Source organism: Campylobacteraceae bacterium (genome assembly GCA_013215945.1).
GTDB lineage: Bacteria > Campylobacterota > Campylobacteria > Campylobacterales > Arcobacteraceae > NORP36.
In genome coordinates, this window is the sequence record JABSOM010000013.1 from 94,681 (window position 1) to 112,354 (window position 17,674).

The window sequence follows — 17,674 nt, forward strand, 5'->3', positions numbered from 1 at the left end:
TTAAAGGTACAGATGCCTCTGGTACAGTTGCAACTGAAAATGTTACGTTAACAGGAGATGTTGATGCGTTAACATTAACTGCAGGAATGACCATTAAAGATGTAAATGCTGATACTAAAGTGGTATTAGATCTACTTGTTACTGCTGGAGATTTAACTCATGCTTCTGGAACATATACGGTAACTACACAAGGTACAACTGCGTCAGATGTTAATTTTAGTACGGTTGATGCTGTACAAGCTACTGTAGAAATTTCTACTTCTGGTAGTGCAGGAACTTCTCAAGTAATTGCTACGGGACAAATGGTTAACTTGGATTCGGGTGTTACATCTGGAGCTTTATTTGACAAATTAAATGATGCGTCTAAATTTGCAAAAGGTACTGATGGAGATTTCAGAGCACTTAGTTCAGAAACACTAGATATTAGCCTTGGTGAAACAATTACGGTAACAACATTAAATAATCTTGCTTCTGGAACAAGTGGTGGAACATTTGATGCAGGTGATACTATTACAGCAACAAATGTAACAACAGGTTCTTTATTAGACCTTGAATTAAAAGATACTAGTAAGTTTTCTACAGGTGCGACTACAGGTACTTACGTTGTTAAAAAAGACTTTACAGCAGGTGATTTAAATATTGGACTAAACGAATCAATTAAAATCACTCAAGGTATTGCAGTAACCAATGCTGCAATTACTACTGGTCTTACAGAATCTGCAATTAGTGTTGATGGAACTACTGTCTTCAGATTAACAGGTACAACTACAATTATTGATGTAGCTGCAACAGGTGATCAAGTTAATGCAACAAATAAAGATATATTTAAATTCACAGTAACTGGAGCTACTGGTACTACTGGTACTACAGTCAGCCAAACAATTCTAGCAGGAGATATTATTACTTTTTCTGATGATACAACTGCAACTGGTGGGGGAGATACTTTATCCCAAGAAATTTTATCATCAGGAAACTTCCTTAATCTTGGAGGATCAAAGTATCAATTAAAAGATACTCTAGGTACAGGAAGTGTTACTCTTTCTATGGGACTAGCCGATGTTGTTAATGTTGAAAGACAATTAATTTCTGCTGGTGGAGATACTACAGTTAGTGGTAATGCAGGGAATGTTGTTGCAGGTGCAGGTAGTGCAGCTGCAGAAATTAAACTTTCAACAAATACAACGTTAAGTGTTGAAAATAAAGATACTACAACTGGAAATACATTAGCTATTTCAAGTGATGGTACGAATACCATGGATAATGGAAAACTTCAATTAAGTGCTTTAGCTGCTCTTGGTGAAGGTGAGTTAACAAAAGCGTTAGCCGATTCATTCCAAAGTGTAGTTGATGATGCTATTACAGTACTGAATGGTTATAGAGGGGACGTAGGGTCAACACAAAATCAAGTTGAATCTGCTGTTAGAAACTTAATGACACAATCAACCAATGTAAAAGCTGCTGAGTCTATTATTAGAGATGTTGATTATGCAAAAGAATCTGCAAACTTCAACAAACAAAATATTATTTCTCAAGCAGGAACATATGCGATGAGTCAAGCTAATTCCGCTGCTCAAAATGTTTTAAGATTATTACAATAATCGATAAAGTAGTAGCGTAAGCTGCTACGATAAAGGTTTCCTTGAAAATGTTCTTAGATTACTTCAATAGTAATCAAAAATAGTAAAATAAGCTATTATTTTAGCTTGTTAAAAAATTCTTAGATTACTCAAAAGTAATCTAAGAACACTAAATTAAATAGTAAAATATCTTTTATAAAGTCTTATTATCTTACTACTATAATTTGTAAAACCGAGTCCCATGTAACTATTTTTAATTTTATTAAAAATGTGTATTAATAAATTCCAAATTTAATCCCAATTAATTACCCTTCTAAACTTACACCTTTAGATTTAAAATTTCAATATACGCTAAAATAATTTTATCCACTTGTGTGTAAAAAATTTTATGTAAACTTTTAATATGCTTTTTTGGATTGGGTACATCTTTTAAATTAATAAAATAGAATATATAATGAATATTATGGCAAAAGTAACTGTTTATTATTCTATATAAATCATTACACGCACTTTCCTCACATAATTTACTATGCATTAATAATAATACATCATTAAACTTGGTCATACTTGAATATTTTCTACCTATATAAAAAGAATCAAATACTTCTTTAAGTTTATAGGCAGCCTCCATTTTTTCACTGTTCTTTTTCTTTTCAGCTGAAGAAAACTCACATGAAGAAACTTTCTCTAAATCGAATAACAAATCATCTCGTAATTTATCTTTATTAATTAAGATTAAATTATCTGTATTTATATCTGAAGTATTTAAGGGTTTTACATTATCAAAAAAGGCACCATTTGATAAATTATACATCTTTGCACCTGAGAATTTTTTATATTTATTACTTACATCATTAATTGAGTCTATAGAAACTTTAAATACTGCTAAAGTCTCTACTAGTTCTTGAAAATTTCCTTTCACGCTAAAGGTACTTTTTCTAAGGCTATAATTATTATTTGTTTTATTTTTATCTTCTCCAATAAAAGACTGATCATTATCATATCCATCAAAATGACTTTTACCTGTGTCTGGATCAAAAGCCATATCTAGACCTAATAAATAAACTAAATTTGCACCTAAAATTTGAAGAAGTGAATAAGTTATATCACCTATAGAAGGAGAAGTGAGCCGTCCATAGTCAATTTTTGCTTCATGCATTGCCTGAAAGATAAAAATATTCTTTTTATCAAAACTATGAAGAAGGTTACTACTAATATGTGAAGAAAATAAAAAGATTGTTTTATTAAAAAAATCGATATTCTTAATTTCTTTGATTGCTCTCATTGTTTCTTCTTCTGATTCATCATACTGAACCATAATATCAGGAACAATATTATTTTCTTCTAAAAATGCTATTATTCCATAAATAGCTACTATAAAGAACTTATCTTTGTTTTTCATTACAAAATCAATATTTTTCTTTAAAGAAGGACCAGCCGCTAAAAGTAGTATTGCTTTGTCCTTAAAAGAAGCTAGTTTTTGCTGCTTCGATATGTCAATAAAAGCAAAATTTTTGCGTGCATAAGTATAAGTTCTTAAAAGACTTTTTAATTCCCTATCATAAGAAAATAATAAATGGGGCTGGGTTACAAAAGATTTTTGGATTATATTAACATACATATCACAGTTATTAGAAAACATATGAAATTTTATATAATGCGTGTAAAAATTACCCTTCAATAAAAAAGAAGCAAAATGTTTATTAAATTCATTACTATTTTTTGATATAGCAAAATGTAATTGGGAAGATTTAGAGAGTTCTGAGTAATTAACTGTAAATAAGGACAGCCTAAATATCTCTAAGGAAGGTTCAATAATATAAAGCAATTTTGCTTTTGTTTTATTTTGAAGTAAAGGAATATGAAGTCCCAGCCCCACACCAAAAATTAAATAAACAAAAATTTCTTTCATTTCTTCTTTTGAAGGAAGATGTCTATTCACATAATCAATTATAGGAGCATTACCAAAAGTAGAACTTGATAACATAGATATATCTTTAGTTCTTGAAACAATTTCATCACCATATTCAACGCCATAAAATGTTTTAAAAGTATTTTTTTTTGACTCTTGACTTAAATTATCTAAGATTTTGGAAGAATATAAAACAGAATCAGTATTATAAAACCAGCTGTTCTCTTTTTTATCATATATATCAAAATACTTATCTTTATATTCAAGCTCATACCTTGCTTCTATTTCAGCTATATTTAAACCCGTATCAAAAAGTTGAACTTTCTCAAACAAGTCTTTTTGATGTTCTTTTAAGTACTCTAAATTCATATTATACGTCAAAATGGCATTATTTTGTATTTCTTCTAACATTTAATTCCTTTATATGATTGTTTTGTATAATTCGATTTTTCTATCTTTTTTAGCATTAAAATTATTTTCATATTCTAATATGTCTTTTTTTAACAATGTATATATTTTCATTTTTGAAAAGTTTTCTGACTTTATTTTCTTTCCGAGTGCATTGTAAAATAAACTGCTTTCATTATACTTTAGCTTATTTCCATCAATCCCTGTTCTATTTACCCCTATAACATAGAGTTGATTCTCTATAGCACGAGCTTTTAAAAGTGTTCTCCAGTGATTTATTCTCTTTTTAGGCCAACTGGCAATATTAATAATAATATCACTTTTTTTTGCTAAAGCTGAGTAAAGTTCTGGAAATCTTAAGTCGTAACATATACTTAAACCTATTTTAAAATCATTAAAACTAATAATACTAATTTTCTTACCAGAAGCAAAATATTTGTCTTCTTGGGCATAAGAAAAAGAGTGAATTTTAGAATAATCACCTAAAATTTTTCCTTCTTTATTTATAAAAACACATTGATTATATATTTTTGACTTAATTTTAATAACCACTCCAAAAACAATGGCAATTTTAAATTTTTTAGAAAGTTTTGAAAATTTTAAGATGCTTGAACTATTATCTTTTTCTTCAGCAAGTAACTTGACATTATTTGAAAAACCAGTAAGTGTCATTTCTGGAAAAATAATCAAATCCACACTTTTTTTAGATGCTTGTTTTATATATTTATGACATAAATCAAAACTTGATTTTTTATCTTGCCAAAATGGATTTAAAGAAATACTAGCAATTTTCATATTATAGATCTTCCACCATCCATATTTAATGTCGCTCCATTCATATAAGAACTTGCAGGTGAACATAAAAATACAATTGTAGCTTCATATTCATCCAATTTTGCCATTCTTTTCATTGGGATTAGGCTTGCAATTTTATTTAAGAACTCTTCCGAATGATTGTTAAATACTCCACCTGGAGCAAATGCATTACATCGTACACCTTTATGCGCCCAATAGGTTGCAGTATACTTCGTAAGCCCAATTAAAGCATGTTTAATAACAGAATAGGTCACTGGTTTAACATTTTGTTCTTCTTCTTTTAAATTATCTTGCTCATACAATCTCTGATCAGGGGCAATTACACCTAAGTCTGATGAAATATTTAAGATAACACCTTTATTCATTTTGGCCATCTCGGTACCAAATATTTTACTACAAAGCATGGCACCTGTAAGGCCAACAGATATTTCTAAGTCCCATTGTTTAAGTTCAAAATTTTCTAATCGTGATTTATTAATTTTACTATTTTCTTCAAATTTTGGGTCAATGGCTGCATTATTTATTAAAATACTTGGATATTTATTTAATTTTTTAAAAATCTTTTTTTTCTTTTTTAAAATTTCTTTTTCTTTTGTTATATCAACTTTATAAGTAAATAATTTGTTCTTATATTTATTTTTAAATTTATCTTTGACATCTTTTAATGCTGTTTTATTAATATCAAATAAAATAACTGTAGCATTGGCCTCTAAAAGAGCTTTTGTATATCTAGCTCCTAATAAACCCGCACCTCCCGTAATTACAATAAGTTCATCTTTTAAATCAAATTTATTAAGTATCATTTTTCATCCTATATTATTTTTTGTATTTGCCCACCATCAATAACAATATTCGAACCAGTAATCACCTTGCTTTTTTCCAAAAACATAACTGCTTTTGCTATATCGTTTGCTTTTACAAACGCATTTAAAGGAACGTTGTTTTTAATATACTCTTTTGTTTCTTTTTCATTTTCTTGTATCTTTTTATCCCAGGTACTATTTTTAAACATAACATTACCAGGAGAAATACAATTAACGCGTATGTTATATTTTGCTACTTCAAAGGATAAAGCTTTTGAAAAACTCAAAAGTGCCGTTTTTGCAAGAGTGTATGGAAGTGGAGCTCCTAAATATTCACATCCTGCAATAGAAGAAATAAAAATTATATTTCCATTTGTTTGTTTTAAAAATTCAATTGATTTTGTAGCTAAACATATAGAAGAAAACAAATTAATGTCAAATACTCTTTTATACTCGTTAATATTTACATCATATCCGGAAATACTCTTTCCTGAACCTAAATTTGCAACAATTAAATCTAGTCGTCCTTCTTTTTGAGCGATTTTGTTTAAACTTTTTTCTATTTCTTTTTCATTTGTCATATCCGCACAAATATACATAGAACTTAGATTTTCATCTTTTTTTAGGCCGTTTGAATATACAATATAATTTTTTTTCAATAATTTTTTAACTATTTTTTTTCCAATTCCAGTACGAGAAGCAGTGACAAAGGCAACTTTTTTCATTTATAAATACTTGTTTATATATTTAGTAATAAACTTTTTTTGTTTTTTCACTAGTGTTAAATCTTTTATATACTCTTCGTCCTTGGCAGCCTGCATAACAATATTACCTGCGAACTTATATTTTTTAAGAAGTTTAAAAACTGTTTTAAACTTGGCATTACCTGTTCCTAGTTCAACAGAAGCTCCATGTAATAGCCTATCTTTTATATGTAAATCAGAAATATACTCACCATATGCTTCAAACTCTTCTATAGGGTCATATCCTAAAGAAGAGGAATTACCAATATCGTAATTTACTTTTATATTTTTAGAATTAAAATTTTCAAGAAGCTTTTTAAAGTTTTTTGGATTCAAATCTGTTTCAAAATTTATGTTAATATTCAACTCTTCAGCTAAAGGCAAAACACTTTTTATAGCTTGCACAAAAGATTTCATATCTTTTTGCGATTTTAAACTAGATTGATCTACACAAGGAATAACAATATCAATAATATTTAATTCTTTTGCATTAAGAATCAGATTTTTAAGTACTTTTAAGCTTTTTTCTTTATGAGAGGAATGTAAAGGAGCCTCCATAAAATAATCAGCACAAATAGATTTTACTTCAATTCCAGTATCTTTTATAATATTCATTATTTCTTTAATTCCAGACTTATTCAGTAAAGGATTTAATTCAACATCATTAAAGTCTAAAATAAATTCTATTTGATTAAAACCTAAATCTCTCGCAATATAGAATTCTGCTTGCCAATAATTTACTGGATGAGCCTGATATCTACCTTTGTATTTAGGAAGTAATCTACCTTGCATTATTCCTATAGTACTCATTTTTTTACTACTATTAAGATATTAGATGTTTTTTTAGCTTTTGAAAGTTTTTCTATATATTTTTTATTTAATATATTCATTTCTTCATTTATCCATGAGACTATTTCTTTGTCTTTTCCCTTTAGTTGAGGAACAGAAAGACCAATTTTACAATTATCTTGAGGTTTATCATTCATAATCCAATTTAAATGATTAAGGATATTATAATCTTGAGTAAAAGATATATCAAGGATTTCAAAACCTGCCTCTTTTACTAATTTCGACAAAGATTTTTCTGAAAAATAAAAACTATGAGCACTGTGGTAATAAAAACTATTATAAGAAGGAACGTCCCAAACGGATAATAAGGGATCATACAAATTAGGAACCTCCACATAAGCAATTCCTCCTTTTTTAAGAACATGATAAATATCTTTTAAAAAGCTCCGAGGATTAGAAGTATGCTCTAAAACCTGATATGCGCTAACAGCACTATAATGATTTTCTTTATAGAATCTAGAATTTTCCAAGTATCTTTCATCGCAAGAAATATTTAATTTATTTTTAAGAAATTCACAACAATTTGAATCCAATTCAATTGCATTGATTTCTTTAAACTTGTCTTTAAGATGATAAAGGAATTGTCCTGCAGATGCACCTATTTCAAGAATTGACTCTTTATCATTACTGAATTTCTCTAAAAATACAAGTCTTTGCTCTTGATAATTTACATAAATATCAAACATTTCTTGTGCATTTGTTTGATTAAGTTCTGCTTTATGCGAATATTCTTTTCTATATTCTTTATCATAATAATCTTTTGCATCAACTATCATTTTTTGCAAGAAACCCAAGTCACAACTTTTGCAAAAATGGACCTTTCCATTTCCTCTTCTTAATTTATTTGTTAAAAGTTCTGTATTAGAACTTTCGCAAATAGGGCATAAACTCATTATAACTCCTCCACTATTTCTAAAATTGTGCCATCAATATCATGTGCATACATAACTTTTACTTTTCCATCGGGAGAAAGAAGGGGTTCACTGTTACATTTACAGTTATACGACAAAAGTTTTTTATATGTTTCATCTATATTCTTAACTGAAACAGCAATATGTGAACATCCCAATCTATTTGATGTATAATTATCTTTTTCTTTATGTTCATTATTTTTGTATTCTAATAATTCAATTATTGTTCCATCTTTTGCCTCTAATTTAGCCCAATGTATAGATGCATTTTTAATTCCAACTAAATTTTCAACATATTTTCCTTCTTCAATCATTTGTTTATTTATAACTAAAGAAAATAAATCTTGATAAAACAATATAGATTCTGATAAGTTTCGAACAACTATACCAATATGTCTTAATTTAAGCATTCTTTTTTTCTTCTAAAATTTCAATTAAACACTCTTTATATACATTAATCGCTTCTATTAAAGCATCAACAGGAATACTTAAAGGAGGTCCTATCTTAATAGTTCCACTTAATGTTCTCACAGAGTTAACTCCTTTTAACATTGCTTTATAAATGAGTTGATCTACTAATTCAATATCAAGTTCATTACTTCCTTCTTTTACAAAGAATATCGCAGATAATAGACCTCTTGTACTTATATAAGAAATTATTTCAGGAAATTCTTTCTGCCAGTCAAGTAATTCTTCATGTAAGATTATACCTTTTTCATAGGATTGTTGTACTAAATTTTCATCTATAAGAACATTTAAAGCTGCTAAAGATGCTGCACAAGCGAGTGGATTACCTCCATGAGTGCTATTTAAAGAAGCATCAATGTTAAGAAGCTCTTCTCTTCCTACAATAGCAGAGAGGGGTAAACTTGATGATATTGCTTTTCCCATACAAACTAAATCTGGTTTGAAATCATAATGTTCAAAACCAAATAGTTTACCAGTTCGTCCAAAACCAGCTTGCACTTCATCTACTGTAATTATTACTTGATTCTCTTTTGCCCATTTAGCCATTTCACTTATATACTCTTTAGGATAAAAAAGTGCTCCCCATCCTTGATAAGGCTCCATAATAATACCCGCAATATTTTTAAGAACTATTCCTTTGTTTTCTAATTTCTTCATATCTCTTCTAAATAATTCTTCTGGACTTAAACCACTATCTTCTAGATACCATGACGTTGGGAAAGGTAGATGAACAATATTAGTATCTAAATTTTTAATCCAATTTTTTCCACCTGTTTTTCCTCCAAGTTGTTGGGAACCAGTAGTTTTTCCATGAAAAGATCCATCAAAACTTAAAATTGTTATTTTTTCTTTATTTATTGAATGACCATACTGACGCATTATTTTAAATGAAGCTTCTGTAGTTTCTGCTCCTGTGGAATAAAGAATTACTCTATTTAAATGATCTGGCATGATAGATAATAATTTTTTGACAAAATCTTTTCTTTCATGTGATGGATAATAATAATTGTTTATTAAAGATTTATCACAAGTATCTTTTATTGCTTTGGTTACTTTGGGATGCGAATGTCCTATATTTGCAATAAAAATACTTGCAGTTAAATCAATGAAAATATTTCCATAACCATCAAAAATCTGATAATCGATTGCACTATTCCATAAAAGAGGTAACTGATCATGCATTGAATCACTTTCATATTCTCTTAACTCTTCTATAATTTTTATTGAATTAGGATGGGGTATAGAAGAACATATTTTTCTGTGTTTTGTTTCAATTAACGTAACATCTTTTGATTCTAGATCATATTTAACTTTCATTTACTAACTCCTGTTTTTTTGCAACAACAATATATTCATCTTTTTCACAATCATCTTCTTTATCCCAAGAATCATATATTTTGATATCCTTGAAATTATGTTTTTTTAATATCTCTACGATTAAATCCTTAGAATAAGGCTTTAAAATATTATTGAAAAAAGATTCACCATGAGAATCTCTTTTTATAAACTTTTTATTCCAAATAATATTTTTATCTTTATCTATTGATAAGTCTGAAAGAACATATTTAAAGGGGTCAGAAACTGCAAATTCAGACCAAATATGAAGCACATTATCATTCATATGTAATTGTTTAATTATACTTTCAAAACTCCACAATTCAAGAATTAAATATCCATTTTCATCTAAATTATTGTCTATCCATGACAATAATTTTTCTTCATAGCCATTTTGAATTGCTGTAATTAGTTGAAATACAATATCAACTCCAACTATTATTTGAAATTTCTTTTCAAAAGTAACATTAAATATATTTTTATTTATATTAGTAACTTTTTCACTTTTTACATATTTTTTAAACTTTTCTGCAAATAAATATCTAGATCTACTAATTTCTATACCAATAGCATTATTAATCATATTATTTTGTTCTAGTTTATACAATAACTTTGAATTTCCTGATCCAATTTCACATATATCAATCTTTTCATTTTTAGGAAACATTTTTTTTATAAAAGCTAAGTGTTTTTCACACAAAAATAATTTTTCATCACAATAGTTCATAAATTCTAAGTCTGTAAAATTATCTAATTTTTCAACGTCATCATATGAAGTTAGGTTTACATGTTTATTCATTTAAGTAGCCTTTTTCATTAAATATTCAATATAATCAAAATCTTCTATTGAGTCAATTTCATAGCTCAGTGGAGTAATGTAGCTAAGAATATCTGTTCCATATAAATCCGCATCACTAAAAGTAGAATTAAGAACATCTACATATCCATTTGGCAAATAAACATCATCAAAATATTGTCTTGGTTTATTTGTATCTTCTAAAGAAAATTCATTACAAATAGGTTCAAAACAATCATTTTTTATTTTAAACCATTTAAATGGTGATTCAGGAACTAAATGAGCAGACCGTAAACTGCTAGCGGAAGTTGCATCTATAAATTTATTTATTGCTTCATCAACTAAAGTATAATTTCTAAGAGGAGTTGTTGGTCTTAATAAAACAATATAATTTGGCACATAACCTTCTTTGTCTTTTAAATATTTAAGAGTGTGTTTTATATAGTCTTTATCAGTAGAATTATCTTGTGAAAATTCGGAAGGTCTTATAAAAGGGGCATATACTATATCTTTATTCACTAAATCAACAATATCTTTAGAATCACTTGTCACAATTATTTTATTTATTAATTTTGATTCTTGTGCAACCTCTAAGCTATAAGAAATAAGTGGCTTATTATTTATTAATTTTATGTTTTTTTTAGGAACGCCTTTGCTTCCTGCTCTTGCTGGAATAATACAAAGGATTTTCAAATCATTACTCACTAAAGTTTTCCTTCCATTCTCTCTAAGCTTATCCAAAAACCTTCCCCATTATTTTTATGCCCTTGCCAGACTTCTGGTATAAATGAAGCATTAGGAGATAAACTATTAATAACAGGATAAATGTTCTCAAAATCCACATTTCCTTCTCCTACTTGTATTCCTTCTCCATCAACACCTGTTCCATCAGAAATATGATAATGATTTGTATAAGGAGCTAACTTTCTTGTATATTCAACATGATCCCAAGAAAATTTATTACATGCTAAATGAGAATGTGAAATATCTTGACAAATTCTTAAACCTGTTTCTTCACAAAAAGCAATGATTTCTTCTGGATCAATGAAAATATTTTGATATCGTTGACCTCCAAATAACCAAGGAAAAGGAGCCATATTTTCAGGCAATAATTCTATTCCTGTTAAATCTAGTTCCTTAATTGAAGCTATCAAGTTTTTATAATGAAGAGGTCTTTCCTCTTTTGGCATAATTTCATCTTTTGTAAAACCTCCACAATGAACAACAACTTGAGGAACTTTTGTTTTAGGGAAATATTTTTTCATGCTTAGTGTTTTATCAATTACTCTTTGCAAATGAGAAATAGATAGTTTTCTATACGCTTCATTAGTTGAGCACAAATTAAGTAAGTGATCATTCTCAAATAATTCTGGAGCATGAACAATATATTCACAAGCATATTCTCGTGTCAAAAATTGTGATAAGTCTTCAGTTAAATCTTTAAAACTCATATGAAATTCAATCGAATCTGGTCTAGTATTTTCCATCAAAGCATTAATATCATGAAATCGTACAGGTAATGCCCAAGTCCTATTAAAATTATAAGTCTTTTTCGCTCTTATTAATCCACCTAAATCAGATTTAAAAAGAGCTTTTCCTTTTTTTATATCTCGTAATGCTTTATATCCAATGATTTTGTTTAAATATTGTGGACTTAATCCCTGCCCTGGACTTTTTATTTCAAACATGTCTTTTATAAAAACTTCACCATCTTTAATATCTCTTTTTGCATAAATACTTTTTGCTAGGTTTTCTCTATTAATCAATTCACCTTGAGTAATAACTCTATCTTTTGAAGTCCCCAAAGATATTTCAACTTCACGAATACCATTAACTAATCTTTTAAAATCATCAAATTCCAAACTAGCCGTATGATCAGGACCTTCCATATTTCTATCCAAGGTAAAGTGCCTCTCAATAATACAAGCACCCATAGCAACAGCTGCAATAGATACAGCAATTCCTCGTTCATGCCCAGAATAACCTACTGGAATATTGTATTGTTTTAATTTATCTATATATCGAAGGTTTATATCTTTAAAGGGGGCTGGGTAAGTAGAGTTACAATGTAATAGTGCAAAATCAGCCTCATGTCTTGTTAAAAACTCAACTGTTTCATCAATTTCTTCTTTTGTACTCATACCGGTTGAAAGAATCAAAGGCAATTTTTTATTAATCAAATATTCTAGTAAATCGAAATTTGTCATATCTGCTGATGCAGTTTTAAATGCAGGTACCCCAATTGTTTCAATTAAATCTGCACTTGATTTGTCCCAAGGAGTACACATGAAAATAAGATTTTTACTTTTTGAATAAACTGCTAGTTCTTTATACTGCTCAAAGTTCAATTCAAACTTTTCCAATAAACCCATTGTATATTGAGTAGATAGATCACTACTTGTCATATCAAGCGCATCTTGTGTATATAACTCTTTTAAATTTCTCATTTGAAATTTTACACAATCAACACCAAGTTCACTCGCTTGATTTATCATTTTAATTGCATTTTTGAAAGAACCATTGTGATTTGTTCCAATTTCTGCAATTATAAATACTTTGTCATTCTTTCCAATTTTATGATTATTAATTGTCATATTTTTCCTTTGTAATCCAAGATCTTAATCCTACTTCATCAAAAGTAAAAGTATCAATCTCGTAACCCTTGTTTTTTAAAAGAGCCATAAATTTTAATTTTTTGAAAGTAGGTACATAAAATAAAAAATATCCCCCACCTCCAGCACCTAAAAGTTTTCCACCTAAGGCACCATTTTTTAAAGCAAAACTATAAATATCATCTAGGTATTTATTGCTAATCTTTGAGGAGAAATGCTTTTTAGCCGTCCAAGCTGTGTGCAAGAGTTCACCAAAATCATCAAGCCTTCCTTTTAAAAGTCTTGATTTCATTTTATATGCAATTTCTTTTGTAATTTCAGCAAATTCTTTTTCTTTTTTCATATTTTCTTTTTGACTATCATGAATATCAGCTGAATTATGGCTCATCCCTGAATAACAAAGTACTAAAGAATCTTCTAACTCATTTAATATATCTTCTGAAATTCTTAAAGGATTAATAATATTTTCTTCTTCTGTAAATTCCATAAAGTTAAAGCCACCAAAAACAGTAGAATATTGGTCTTGCCAGCCTCCACTTAAACCAAGTTCTATTCTTTCCGCTTGGAAAGCTAATTCCGCAATGTCATGAGAATTTAGTTTATTAATTCTAAAATTATTAAATGTTCCAATTATTGCAGATAAAACAACCGCTGAGCCACCTAAGCCAGAGCCAGTAGGAACATCACTATAAGTTACTAACTCAAAGCCAAAATTAGGATTTAGCAATTTTATCACCGATTTTATTAAATCTAGTTCGCCATTGTATTCAATCTCTTTTATATTCTTAAAACGCAAACAAATATCAAAATCATAAGAATGGATTACGATTTTTTTATCTTTTCTTTTTTGTAAAATCGCATGAGAGAATTTATTAATTGTTGTGTTAAGTACTACTCCATCCTCACGAGTAAAATAAGTTGTTAAATCTGTACCCCCACCTGCAAAACTTATTCTTACTGGAGATTTAGCTTTTGATATTATTTTATAATCATTGTTCCAATCTATATTTTTTTCAGATGCAATAGAAACCAATTCCAATTCATTATTTAATATGGGGATTACCTTTATATTTGTATCTAGTAGTTTTAAAATATTTTCTCTTGAGGCATTTTCTTTTAATAAATATACAAAATCTCTATTCATTACATTTTTAATTGGTGTGTTAATTCCTTTATCTTTTAAAACTTCGTTTCTCATGTCACCATCAGTAGCTGAGCCTATAATTTTATTATTTTTTGTTATAAATACAATCCCATTTGTATTTAACATAATCTGCTTTATCGCAACTTCTATCGATTCCTTTTCATCTATTAAAAAATTATTTTTTATCATGTTTAGCACTCATATACTTTTTCATTTTTTCATAGTCATTTGGTATTCCAATATCAATAAAAACTCCTTCGTATTTACAAACCCCAATTTTATTGTTTTTTAAGTATTCTTGAAACTCATTTTCTATTGAAAATGAATTCCTTTTGTTTTTAATTTTTGAAAAAAAATTTAGATTTTTAAAGAAATAGCATCCTGCATTTATATATTCATTTTTTGTGTGAATTATTTTTTCCTTAAACTCTTTAATTTCATTTTTTGAAACAATAAGACTCCCATATCGACTACAATCTTTTTGAAAAGAAGCGAGGAGTGTCACATCATAAAATGATTTATTTACAATTTTATAAAAATCCACTTCTAAAAAAGTATCACCATTGAGTATTAGCAAAGTCTCATTTATATTCAAATTTAGTATTTTTATTGCATTGAGTATACTTCCACCAGTACCTAATGGATCTTTTTCTTCTATAACTCTAATCTTATTATCTTCTTGAAAATACTCTTGAATGATTTCTGATTTATAATGTGTTAATAAATATATAGATTCCTGAGGGTAATAGCGTCTAATCGCATCTATTTGGTAAGTTAAAAAGGGTTTTCCACATATATCCGCCATTGGTTTTGGGACATTGGCAACTACTTTCTTTAATCTTGTTCCAAAACCACCTGCAAGGATTAATATTGTCATAATATTATCTTAGAAAAATTTATACAAATTTCATATCCAATATCTAGTTTATCACTCATTTAATTTATCCTGTAAATATTTTGATTTCAATCTATATAATTTTTTACTGCATGTCTAAAAAATATTATATACATTTTTGCCTTAAGCTAAATGTTAAAGATTAGATATACTATATAATAGGTTTGATGTACATATTTAATCTTTTATTAAATAGTACTTTCCTGCTAAACTAACTTTTAAATTTGCTATTCTTTCTCCAAAGAAATCATTTACTGCTTGTCGTGCTCCGGGGAAACAATCAGCCTGTCCATCTACAGCCTGAAAGTCGTCAAAAACCACAATTCCTCCAGTTTCTACCAAAGGATAAAGATGAGTAAGTGTATCTATATAGGAATTATATAAATCTCCATCGACATGTAAAATAGCAATCTTTCTTTTAGGATGATGAATTAACGATTCGTTGAAATATCCTTTTGTAATAACTATATTCTCAAAATTTGTAACTCCTGCTTCTCTTAATACATTTTCAGTAAATTCAACCGAATACTTATATTTTCCACTAACAGAATGTGACCATTCTTTTTCTTTAGGATTTCTTTTTGAAGTATCTTCTTTTGAAGGTACAGGAAAACCTTCAAAGCTGTCATATGCATAAATTCTTCGATTTCCACCTTCATCATTACTTAAAAATTCATTTAATGTTGCAATCGTTAGTAATGAACGGCCTCTACCTACTCCACATTCAACGACATCACCTTTAACACTTTTTGCTTTAGAAAAAAAATCTAGCCAGTAAACAACATTTCCAATATTTTCTATATTGTATTGATGAAAAACTTCATCTATTTTAGGGTTATGATTCATAATATAGTTATTTAGATTTTCCAAAAATTACCTTTTAGTTTTATTTAATTAAATGATTATATCATAAATTATTTTTTACAACTCACCATGTTCTCTTAATTAACTGAAAGACTAAAAACATAACAAATTGTAATATAAATACAGGCTTTAGAAAAAACTTGTTAGAATTACAACAAAAAAAGAATTAATAATAGGAAACATAATGGATGACAATCAGAAAAAATCTTTAGACTTGGCTATTAAACAAATTGATAAAGCATTTGGTAAAGGGATGCTGGTACGATTAGGGGATAAAGATATTGAACCTATTGAAGTAATATCTACTGGATCTTTGGGTTTAGATATGGCTTTAGGTGTTCATGGATTGCCTCGTGGTAGAGTTGTTGAGATTTATGGACCTGAGAGTTCTGGTAAAACTACTTTGACGCTTCATGCTATTGCAGAGTGTCAAAAACAAGGTGGTGTTTGTGCTTTTATTGATGCAGAGCATGCTTTGGATGTGGCTTATGCTAAAAACTTAGGTGTTGATACAGATAACCTTTTAGTTTCTCAACCTGATTATGGTGAACAAGCATTAGACATACTTGAAACGCTTATTCGTTCAGGTGCAGTTGATTTAATAATTATAGATTCTGTTGCTGCTTTAACTCCTAAAGTTGAAATTGATGGAGATATGGATGATATTCAAGTAGGTCTTCAAGCAAGACTAATGTCAAAAGCTTTGAGAAAAATAACCAGTATATTGCATAAAATGAATGTAACCGTTATTTTTATTAATCAAATTAGAATGAAAATTGGAATGACTGGATATGGAAGTCCTGAAACTACTACGGGTGGAAATGCATTAAAATTTTATGCAACTGTTCGTTTAGACATTAGAAGAATAGCTACACTTAAACAAGGTGAAAATTCTATTGGAAACCGGGTAAAAGTAAAAGTTGTTAAAAATAAAGTAGCACCTCCTTTTAAAATTGCTGAATTTGATATTATGTTTGGTGAGGGTATATCTAAATTAGGGGAACTTATTGATTATGGGGTTAAACTTGATATTGTTGATAAATCAGGTTCTTGGTTCTCTTATGGTGACCATAAAATGGGGCAAGGAAAAGAAAATTCCAAACTATTTTTAAAAGACAATCCAGAAATTGCAGAAGAAATTGAAAAAAGAATTCTTGATGCTATGGGTGTTAATGGGGAATCTCTACCTGTTGATGATAACGAAGACGACTAATATATACTCCTAATTTATTCTAAAAACGAAGTTTAAAAACTTCGTTTTACCTACTTAAAAATACTCCTTCAACACTTTTTTATGAATTTTTATTTGTTATGTCATTATGATGATATAAACTCTTAACTACATATCAGTTACATTTAGATACAATGCATAAAATTACAGCTATATTTAGGGAGAACACATGGTATTTATTGATAATGTATACGCAGACGAAGTTTTAGACAGCAGAGGAAACCCAACAGTACGAGCTACTGTTGTTTTAAGTGATGGAACAAAACAAAGTGCAATTGTACCAAGTGGTGCTAGTACTGGAAAAAGAGAA

General features: G+C 28.4%; 17 protein-coding genes. 3 read left to right on the forward strand and 14 right to left on the reverse strand.

The features are described 5' to 3' along the window. The first annotated feature begins 1,043 nt into the window (after window positions 1-1,043). On the forward strand, window positions 1,044-1,598 hold the full coding sequence (locus tag HRT41_13180; GenBank protein ID NQY24974.1) for a hypothetical protein: 555 nt from the start codon (window positions 1,044-1,046) through the stop codon (window positions 1,596-1,598). Window positions 1,599-1,896: 298 nt separating this feature from the next. Here the strand turns inward: HRT41_13180 and HRT41_13185 are convergent, their stop codons facing one another. From HRT41_13185 to HRT41_13250, 14 genes are all read right to left on the reverse strand, one after another. Next, window positions 1,897-3,900 (reverse strand): DUF115 domain-containing protein, encoded by a 2,004-nt coding sequence (locus tag HRT41_13185; GenBank protein NQY24975.1) that lies wholly within the window; start codon window positions 3,898-3,900, stop codon window positions 1,897-1,899. Between the two features lie 9 nt (window positions 3,901-3,909). After that, a complete protein-coding gene (locus tag HRT41_13190) occupies window positions 3,910-4,692 on the reverse strand; it encodes a carbon-nitrogen family hydrolase (protein ID NQY24976.1) in 783 nt (260 codons plus the stop codon). Then, window positions 4,689-5,516, reverse strand: coding sequence for an SDR family oxidoreductase (locus HRT41_13195; protein ID NQY24977.1), 828 nt, complete (start codon window positions 5,514-5,516; stop codon window positions 4,689-4,691). Before HRT41_13195 ends, HRT41_13190 begins: the two co-directional genes overlap by 4 nt. A gap of 8 nt (window positions 5,517-5,524) precedes the next feature. Further along, window positions 5,525-6,241: an SDR family oxidoreductase gene (locus HRT41_13200; GenBank protein NQY24978.1), complete on the reverse strand. Its 717-nt coding sequence runs from the start codon at window positions 6,239-6,241 to the stop codon at window positions 5,525-5,527. Continuing rightward, window positions 6,242-7,051, reverse strand: a complete 810-nt coding sequence (locus HRT41_13205) for a sugar phosphate isomerase/epimerase (protein NQY24979.1) — start codon at window positions 7,049-7,051, stop codon at window positions 6,242-6,244. Window positions 7,052-7,065: 14 nt separating this feature from the next. After that, complete coding sequence (locus HRT41_13210; protein NQY24980.1) at window positions 7,066-8,001, reverse strand: class I SAM-dependent methyltransferase; 936 nt, start codon at window positions 7,999-8,001, stop codon at window positions 7,066-7,068. Next, complete coding sequence (locus HRT41_13215; protein ID NQY24981.1) at window positions 8,001-8,429, reverse strand: VOC family protein; 429 nt, start codon at window positions 8,427-8,429, stop codon at window positions 8,001-8,003. Before HRT41_13215 ends, HRT41_13210 begins: the two co-directional genes overlap by 1 nt. Further along, a complete protein-coding gene (locus tag HRT41_13220) occupies window positions 8,422-9,804 on the reverse strand; it encodes an aminotransferase class III-fold pyridoxal phosphate-dependent enzyme (protein ID NQY24982.1) in 1,383 nt (460 codons plus the stop codon). The genes HRT41_13215 and HRT41_13220 overlap by 8 nt, the downstream gene beginning before the upstream one ends. Further along, window positions 9,794-10,621, reverse strand: a complete 828-nt coding sequence (locus HRT41_13225) for a hypothetical protein (protein NQY24983.1) — start codon at window positions 10,619-10,621, stop codon at window positions 9,794-9,796. Before HRT41_13225 ends, HRT41_13220 begins: the two co-directional genes overlap by 11 nt. Then, on the reverse strand, window positions 10,622-11,323 hold the full coding sequence (locus HRT41_13230; protein NQY24984.1) for an acylneuraminate cytidylyltransferase family protein: 702 nt from the start codon (window positions 11,321-11,323) through the stop codon (window positions 10,622-10,624). Beyond that, complete coding sequence (locus HRT41_13235) at window positions 11,323-13,212, reverse strand: N-acetylneuraminate synthase family protein (protein NQY24985.1); 1,890 nt, start codon at window positions 13,210-13,212, stop codon at window positions 11,323-11,325. The genes HRT41_13230 and HRT41_13235 overlap by 1 nt, the downstream gene beginning before the upstream one ends. Continuing rightward, the gene (locus HRT41_13240) at window positions 13,202-14,500 is read right to left on the reverse strand and encodes a sugar kinase (GenBank protein NQY24986.1); all 1,299 of its coding nucleotides are present in this window, start codon (window positions 14,498-14,500) and stop codon (window positions 13,202-13,204) included. The genes HRT41_13235 and HRT41_13240 overlap by 11 nt, the downstream gene beginning before the upstream one ends. Window positions 14,501-14,549: 49 nt before the next feature. Further along, window positions 14,550-15,251: an NTP transferase domain-containing protein gene (locus tag HRT41_13245; protein ID NQY24987.1), complete on the reverse strand. Its 702-nt coding sequence runs from the start codon at window positions 15,249-15,251 to the stop codon at window positions 14,550-14,552. A 195-nt stretch (window positions 15,252-15,446) separates the two neighbouring features. Then, window positions 15,447-16,139 (reverse strand): class I SAM-dependent methyltransferase, encoded by a 693-nt coding sequence (locus HRT41_13250; protein ID NQY24988.1) that lies wholly within the window; start codon window positions 16,137-16,139, stop codon window positions 15,447-15,449. Window positions 16,140-16,317: 178 nt separating this feature from the next. Here HRT41_13250 and recA point away from each other — a divergent pair, with 178 nt between their 5' ends. Further along, window positions 16,318-17,346, forward strand: a complete 1,029-nt coding sequence (gene recA / locus HRT41_13255) for a recombinase RecA (GenBank protein NQY24989.1) — start codon at window positions 16,318-16,320, stop codon at window positions 17,344-17,346. Between the two features lie 187 nt (window positions 17,347-17,533). After that, window positions 17,534-17,674: phosphopyruvate hydratase (gene eno / locus HRT41_13260; GenBank protein ID NQY24990.1), on the forward strand; the 141-nt coding region annotated here is incomplete at its 3' end.

Bases quoted from the DNA above. Each gene is read 5' to 3' on its own strand.
- recA (NQY24989.1), top strand. From the start codon at position 16,318: ATGGATGACAATCAGAAAAAATCTTTAGACTTGGCTATTAAACAAATT.
- HRT41_13245 (NQY24987.1), bottom strand. From the start codon at position 15,251: ATGACAATATTAATCCTTGCAGGTGGTTTTGGAACAAGATTAAAGAAA.
- HRT41_13240 (NQY24986.1), bottom strand. From the start codon at position 14,500: ATGTTAAATACAAATGGGATTGTATTTATAACAAAAAATAATAAAATT.
- HRT41_13185 (NQY24975.1), bottom strand. From the start codon at position 3,900: ATGTTAGAAGAAATACAAAATAATGCCATTTTGACGTATAATATGAAT.
- HRT41_13215 (NQY24981.1), bottom strand. From the start codon at position 8,429: ATGCTTAAATTAAGACATATTGGTATAGTTGTTCGAAACTTATCAGAA.
- HRT41_13225 (NQY24983.1), bottom strand. From the start codon at position 10,621: ATGAATAAACATGTAAACCTAACTTCATATGATGACGTTGAAAAATTA.
- HRT41_13210 (NQY24980.1), bottom strand. From the start codon at position 8,001: ATGAGTTTATGCCCTATTTGCGAAAGTTCTAATACAGAACTTTTAACA.
- HRT41_13205 (NQY24979.1), bottom strand. From the start codon at position 7,051: ATGCAAGGTAGATTACTTCCTAAATACAAAGGTAGATATCAGGCTCAT.
- HRT41_13200 (NQY24978.1), bottom strand. From the start codon at position 6,241: ATGAAAAAAGTTGCCTTTGTCACTGCTTCTCGTACTGGAATTGGAAAA.
- HRT41_13220 (NQY24982.1), bottom strand. From the start codon at position 9,804: ATGAAAGTTAAATATGATCTAGAATCAAAAGATGTTACGTTAATTGAA.
- HRT41_13190 (NQY24976.1), bottom strand. From the start codon at position 4,692: ATGAAAATTGCTAGTATTTCTTTAAATCCATTTTGGCAAGATAAAAAA.
- HRT41_13235 (NQY24985.1), bottom strand. From the start codon at position 13,212: ATGACAATTAATAATCATAAAATTGGAAAGAATGACAAAGTATTTATA.
- HRT41_13180 (NQY24974.1), top strand. From the start codon at position 1,044: ATGGGACTAGCCGATGTTGTTAATGTTGAAAGACAATTAATTTCTGCT.
- HRT41_13195 (NQY24977.1), bottom strand. From the start codon at position 5,516: ATGATACTTAATAAATTTGATTTAAAAGATGAACTTATTGTAATTACG.